Source organism: Pedobacter sp. 01N416 (assembly GCF_056399685.1).
Genome location: NZ_JBFTRT010000517.1, coordinates 1 through 7,035, shown reverse-complemented (window position 1 = coordinate 7,035; position 7,035 = coordinate 1). Strand labels below are relative to the sequence as shown.

6 protein-coding genes are annotated in these 7,035 nt (G+C 41.9%); all 6 read left to right on the top strand.

The window, feature by feature from the left end; translation table 11 throughout:
• Nucleotides 1-1,014, top strand: a 1,014-nt coding sequence (locus AC1DND_RS22700; protein WP_477584870.1) for a sensor histidine kinase, incomplete at its 5' end; no start/stop codon positions are given.
• 12 nt (nucleotides 1,015-1,026) lie between these two features.
• The gene (locus tag AC1DND_RS22695) at nucleotides 1,027-2,187 is read left to right on the top strand and encodes a peroxiredoxin family protein (protein ID WP_477584869.1); all 1,161 of its coding nucleotides are present in this window, start codon (nucleotides 1,027-1,029) and stop codon (nucleotides 2,185-2,187) included.
• Complete coding sequence (locus AC1DND_RS22690; protein ID WP_477584868.1) at nucleotides 2,184-2,882, top strand: LytR/AlgR family response regulator transcription factor; 699 nt, start codon at nucleotides 2,184-2,186, stop codon at nucleotides 2,880-2,882. The genes AC1DND_RS22695 and AC1DND_RS22690 overlap by 4 nt, the downstream gene beginning before the upstream one ends.
• Nucleotides 2,883-3,448: 566 nt before the next feature.
• A complete protein-coding gene (locus AC1DND_RS22685; protein WP_477584867.1) occupies nucleotides 3,449-4,603 on the top strand; it encodes a serine/threonine protein kinase in 1,155 nt (384 codons plus the stop codon).
• Between the two features lie 46 nt (nucleotides 4,604-4,649).
• The gene (locus AC1DND_RS22680) at nucleotides 4,650-5,603 is read left to right on the top strand and encodes a hypothetical protein (RefSeq protein WP_477584866.1); all 954 of its coding nucleotides are present in this window, start codon (nucleotides 4,650-4,652) and stop codon (nucleotides 5,601-5,603) included.
• Nucleotides 5,604-5,697: 94 nt separating this feature from the next.
• Nucleotides 5,698-7,035, top strand: a 1,338-nt coding sequence (locus AC1DND_RS22675) for a PP2C family protein-serine/threonine phosphatase (RefSeq protein WP_477584865.1), incomplete at its 3' end; no start/stop codon positions are given.

The following is a 7,035-nucleotide window of genomic DNA, read 5'->3' as shown; positions in this document are numbered from 1 at the left end:
GCCCACTCTACCGTGGTATGGGTGATGATCAATCTATTTACCGTACTACCCTATATCCTTTATGTAAAAACTAATGGAAACTATCTTTTTCATGAAGACAAAAGTCCGGTAAGTGTATGGGAATATTTTAGCCATCGCAATTTTAGCTATGATATACTCATTGCGCTACTATTCCTTTTCTTGGTAGAAGTCAATTACACCTATCTTTTTACGAAAGTACGATGGCACCTATTTTTAGGTAGTTGTCTGTTGATTAGTATAATCCCGTTTACACTGCTCTTGCTCCACAACCAGAACACGCCGAGGATGTCAGGCAGCCTATCAGTTGTAAAGCCTACACTTTTGATGGCTGCCTATGCATTTGTATATGCATTAATCCGCGATTACCTCTATCAGTTAAAACATAAAAAAGAACTTCAGCTGCAACAAACGCAAAATGAGCTGAACATGTTAAAATCACAGTTAAATCCACACTTTTTATTTAATAGCCTTAACTATCTGTATGGTACTGCCTTAAAAGAAGGAGCTTCCGTAACTGCTGATGGCATAGACCAGATATCGGATCTTTTAAGGTATACTATAGCCGGGATGCATACAGATTTTGTTCCGCTCGAAGAAGAAATACAGTTTATAAACAATTATCTGGCCCTGCAAAAAGTACGGCTGCCCGAAAAAGAGAATATTGTAATCGACCTGCAGATCAGTGTAACAGAAAAGGATTGGAAAATCGCCCCCCTACTGTTACTCACCTTTATTGAAAATGCGTTTAAATACGGCATCAGCATGAACGAACCCAGTGCCGTGAATATCAGCTTAAATGTTAACAATGGATTGTTAAGCCTAAAGGCCGACAATAAAATAATCAAGGACCATCATGAAATAAAGGGGAACAATACAGGAATTAAAAGCACCCTTAAGCGCCTTAACCTCCTTTATCCCGAAAGATATAAATTCGAAAATTCAACTGACGGGGCGATTTACAGAATTTCTCTCGAGCTCCTACTCAATAAATAGTATAGAAAATCAATGAAAAAGCACATATTTTTTTTTGCGGCAATGTTGTCATTCTTTGCAGCCAATGCCCAAAACCTGTCGGATAACACCTTCAGTCTGATCGTGAAAACAACGGCTACCGACAAATCCCCAAGAATATTTTTAGCCTATCAAGTAGATGGACGAAAAATAATTGATTCAGCCGATTACCAAAAGGACAAACATGGCTATATCTTTATTGGGCGTGCGGATAGGCCATTGTCGGCAACACTGGTTAGCGACCCTGGCGGAATAGGTCTGTCTGCCCTGGTTCAGAAAACAAAGACATCAGCTAAGGTTGATCTGATAAGGCTTTACCTTCATCCCGGAGCAATTGAACTGAATACCCCAGATCGATTGGAAAATGGAAAATTTAGCGGGTCAAAGATCAATGCAGACAATCAAAAACTCCAGCGGTTATTAAAACCGATATTGGATCAGCAGATTGAAACCAGCATTAAATTAAGAACCACCCGTGATACCCTTATCTCCCATCGTTTGGGTATGCGGTTGGATAGTTTGAAAGAGATCAGAAAACCTATCCTAAAAAAATTCATCCTGAATAATCCAAACAGTTATATCGCACTGGTAAGTTTATCGGATTATGCGGGTGCTTTTCCCGATGTTGATGTCATCTATCCGATGTTCAACAAACTCTGTCCCGCGGTCAGAAATACATTGCTGGGTGATGAGTACGGTAAATTATTAAGGAACCGTAAAGATCTCATAAATGGAACGACAGCGCCGGAATTTATCCAAAACGATACCGCTGGAAATCCGATCAGCTTGTCATCTTTCAGAGGCAAGTATGTACTACTGGATTTTTGGGCTTCATGGTGCGGTCCCTGCCGTCAGCAGAATCCACATCTTCGGCAGCTATATCAGGATTTTAAAAGCAGGAATTTTACTATCTTAGGTATATCTTTGGATKCTGCAGATGAAAAAGCAGCATGGATAAAAGCTATTAAAGATGATGGTTTAATCTGGCCACAGGTATCCGATTTAAAACACTGGGATAATAAAGTTGCTAAACTATATAGCGTTAATGCCCTACCGCAAAGCTTTTTGATTGATCCAAAAGGCATTATTATAGCCAGAGGGTTAAATTATGATGAATTAAAGGACAAACTAGATAAAATACTGCCAAAGGAATGATCAGAGCAATCGCCATAGATGACGAACCCGTAGCGCTTGATATCATAAGTATGCATGCACAAAAAATACATTACCTACAGCTGGACGGGATGTTTTTAAGTGCAACCGACGCTATGGATTTTTTGGACTCAGCACCAATAGATTTAGTCTTTCTGGATATCAATATGCCAGATATTTCGGGCCTTGAGTTCGCCGGTCTAACAAAATATAAGACACAGGTAATCTTTACCACAGCACATGCCGAACATGCTTTAAAGGGTTTCGATCTGGCTGCCACCGATTATTTGCTAAAACCGATAAACTTTAGCAGATTTTCACAGGCATGTCAGCTAGCCCATAACAGAAAGCAACAGATGTTCTTCCCACACAATACATATGAAAAATCCCTGTTTGTTAAAGACGGATATAACTGGGTGCAGATTATATTAACGGATATACTCTATATACAGGGCCAGGATAATTATGTATGCATCGCAGAGCAGGACAAGAAAACACTCACTCGCATGACGCTGAGCGAAATACAGAATAGATTGCCTAGCGATCAGTTTTTGAGGATACATAAATCCTATATGGTATCACTGCCTAAAATTATCAAGGTCGAAAACCATCAGGTAGTTATAAAAGGCACTAAAATTCCTTTGTCAAGATCTTACCGTGAAGAATTATTAAAGCATCTAAATACTTTTAATCCCTGAAAACGATTGTAGTCTCGATCAATAGGATGATATTAATTAACCATTACGACATATAAGTCCATATCCCTTGCGATGTTGCTAAATCAAAAATTGCAGAAATTATTCTAAGTTAAGCTATCAAAAAATTCTAAAAGAGGTAAAAAGGTTCACTTATGCCCCTCTCAACTCCACTGGAATCAGTATCAGAAATCATTGAAAAAAACTAAAAGTCTGCAAATCATTGATTGCAAGCTTCTTTTTGGTGTTTAGTTGTTTTTTTTTGACCAAATAACGCATATAATTCAATAGATGAGTTGGTGAAAGTTCGGACCCACCACTTTTTAATCGTACTAATGACCTTGTTGCCTTACCACTCTGGGTTCTGGCATAATAATGGCTCCATAAATAAGATGAAACCTGGATACTTTATTTTAGCAACGTCAGTTATTATTTCAAACAACCGATGTTATACATCGGGGACTGCCGGCAACAGTAGGAATTTCCTCCTGGCCAGGCAAAAAAAGGATTAGGCTGTGTAAGCCTCCATCATATTTATATTATTAATAGGCAACAAAAAATCCTTATAATTGTTATTAGAGGTAAATGAGAATCCCAGTCCGAATGTTGTAAAAATGCTCAGTTTCGGCATAACCGAAAGCGGATCCTTCCCATTTATAGAAATGGAATATATAGAAGGGCCTGACCTTTGTGAGCTGCTCCAACCCCCACATCAAAAGATATTTACGCTAAGCGAAGTCATAAAAGTGGCACAACACCTCGCTGCTGCCCTTGAGCATTGCCATAAACTCGGGGTAAAACATGGCGACGTTAAGAGTAATAACGTTAAATACAATTTGCACACAGCGAATTATGTGTTACTGGATTTTGGACTTGCCATTATGAGTGAGGAGCAGCGTAGGAGTAGCATCCGGCATGCAGGTGCGGTGGAGTTTATGGCGCCCGAACAAAATGAAGGCAAAATGCTTCTGCAAACCGATGTTTACAGTTATGGCATCATCTTATATGAATTACTCGGAGGTCAGGTTCCCTTTCCTCTACCTGGAAATAGTGATACAGGGCGTAATGCGGTAATGATTGGTCATATGGAAAGTGAAGTGCCTGACGTGATTAACTTGCGCAGGGCAAACTTACCCACGGACTGGAGCGAGGAACAGAGAACCCGTGAAATGCAGGTTCCGGATTGGCTTCTAAAACTGATCGAAAAATGCCTGCAGAAAGATCCTATGCTCAGATACAGTGAGGGAATGGCCTTACATGAAGCGGTGCTTAGCGGAAGCTTATCGGGCAATGTTTTACCCATAGACCATTCAGCTATGGATTCGCTCAAAACGGAGAACGAAACCCTCCGTAAACAGGTATTGGCTCTGGAAAGTACAGCGCAGGCCCCAGAAAGAAACGGTATATTGTTACCTCATTTTACGTTTGCCCTTATGATCATCTCAATTATCGGATTGCTTGTTTTTCTGGGCTATTCCCAGTTTCGCAGCGAGCCACAGGCACAGCAAGCTGTCCAAACCATAGATTCGATCCCACCGGCAGTTGATACCACAGCACAGGAAAGAAGGAGAATGGCGAATCAGCGCAAGCTGGCTGAAGCAGCGGCAACAAAGCGGCTGGTGGATAGTGCAATTAACGCGGAGATCAAAAAAGCCAGAGATAAAGCTGCCGATAGCACAGAAGACCTTAAACCTGATACTTCAGTTAGCCCTGTACAGTTTTAATTTTTAAAAACAATTGCCCTTAACCGCCGCATAGGCACCCTAACTTATGGAAACAAAATCAAATTTCTGGCAGCGTATCGGTATTCAGGATTGGTTTCTAACCGATGAAAACAAGAGCAGTGACCAAAAAGCACCGCAACTCACTCCGGAAACCATCTACAGCTTTATCGTAGATAAATTTAAGGAGTCCATCAGGGAATTATCTTTTGCCGATCGCATCGTTTTTTATCATGAATTCATTATCACCTTCAACGCTGAAGATTACCGTGAATTTATAGACAATAAACAAGGGATTTTGGGTTTAATCGTACAGGAAACTGTCAAAAAATTCTATGCGATTTTAAGAGAACACCGGCAAGCCGGGAAAAATGTAGAACCATCCGGCTCAAAATGGGTATTCCGGTTGGTATCACATCCGGATTACGCAAGGGGCGATAAGGGTTTTATCGGAAAACTGCTGCCAGACAACAATCAGAAATCGGAAAATTTACGTGTAACATTCATTCCCCGACAAACCGGTATTGCGCAGACATTCGATATCAACAACGATATTTTAAAGGGCTTCACTTACTACAGCGAAGGCTATATGGAAATCCCATACGATGCTCAATTGGAATATGTTGATGGTAATACGACCCCGTCCAAGGACCAGGCCGTTCTCGGCCGGCTGGAAGCCATCATACCCGACAAGCAGTTTTCGGGCAAAAAAATAGAGTTCCTGATTAAAACAGAAGATACTATCGTTTCGGGAAATGATGACGGACGCGAAGATTCCAATATTTTCAAGATTGCCTCAGAATGGGCCAATTCACCACACCTACACATCCGCTATAACAAAACAGACGGTAATTTCTATTTAGCTTCTTTCGGCGAACTTACTACTTTGAACGAGGTTTTGGTACCACGCAGCGAAATTAATTCACCACAATGGGTTTCTTTGCCGCTGAACTCCAGGATGTTGCTCAACGGCATAATCGGTATAAACCTATTTAAATCCTAACTTATGTCGCAGCTGCTATCAATTTTATTGTTATCACTGGTCGTTGCGCTGATGATCGTTCATTTTAAAGACATTAAAAATTCCCGTAATAAAAATGGATAAACACTTTTTTGGCCTCACAGACACCGGCAAATCCAGAGACAACAACGAGGACAGCTTTATTGTTAAGTCCCTCACCAGCGATCAGTTGATTTTGGCAGCTGTAATAGACGGTGTAGGTGGCTATCACGGCGGCGAAGTAGCAGCGGGTATTGCTACGGAACAGATTTCGATGCAATTCTCAGGTCGTCCGGCCGATCCAATCTCGCAGATGATCAGCGCATTCAGGAATACAAATGAAATGATCATTGCCAAAAAGCAAACAGAGGCAGAACTTTCCGAAATGGCCTGCGTGGCCACTATGGTAATTGCGGATATTGAGCAGAATCAATTTTATTATGCGCACGTTGGCGATACCAGATTATATCTGCTACGGGACGGATCGCTGATTAAAATCTCTAAAGACCATTCATTTGTAGGTTTTCTGGAAGATTCGGGAAGATTGGATGAGGCTGCTGCTATGCAGCATCCAAAACGCAATGAAATTAATAAGGCGATCGGTTTCAGCGATCAGATTGCTACCGATGAGAGCTATATTGAAACCGGTCAATCTCCTTTCCTGCCGGGCGATCTCCTCTTATTATGCAGTGATGGGCTGACCGATATGGTAAACAGGCAGGATATTACTACCCTGCTTCTACAAGGAGATACACTTGCTAAAAAAGCAGGCAATCTCATCGCGCTTGCCAATGAAAACGGCGGGCGCGACAACATCACCGTTGTGCTGCTGCAGAACAACAAAGCGCCCCAAAAGGTAATACCAACCAGACCAGACTTTACACAACAGCCCCATGCAGCCGCAGGAGCAGAAAATAATGAGGCGATACGGACGCCTGAAAGCCCAGCACCGGAAACTCATGCAGCGCCCAAAAGAAATTATTGGTTCACTGCGCTGGTTATTTTATGCCTCATCCTTCTCGGCACTACCGTATTTTTGTATTTGCAGAACCCGCACACTACAGATACGGTCTCTACCCTTAGTCCATCACCAAAACGAAAAGTGAGAAACAGCCAGGAGCAGTTACTTCAAGATGCATTTGACCATGCCCTGGGGGACACGCTGGTACTATCCGACTCGATTTTTAAAAGTCCGGTCCTGATCAGCGATACTTTACGCCTGCGGAAAGATACCTTGTATGTTATCGCAAAGGGCATTGTGCTGCAAGCGGATAGTGGATACAAAGGTGCAGCCATAGCGATGCTGTCTCAATCAAGGCTATTGAAGCTGGACAGCCTGCAGTTTAAAGGTTTCGCTACCGCTATCGCCATTTCAGATCAGGTACTGTTACTCAAAAATGTCACCTTCACCAACTGTTTAATCCCGGTACAGAAT

Coding starts and splice junctions, on each gene's coding strand:
- AC1DND_RS22690 (WP_477584868.1), top strand. CDS start 2,184: ATGATCAGAGCAATCGCCATAGATGACGAACCCGTAGCGCTTGATATC.
- AC1DND_RS22680 (WP_477584866.1), top strand. CDS start 4,650: ATGGAAACAAAATCAAATTTCTGGCAGCGTATCGGTATTCAGGATTGG.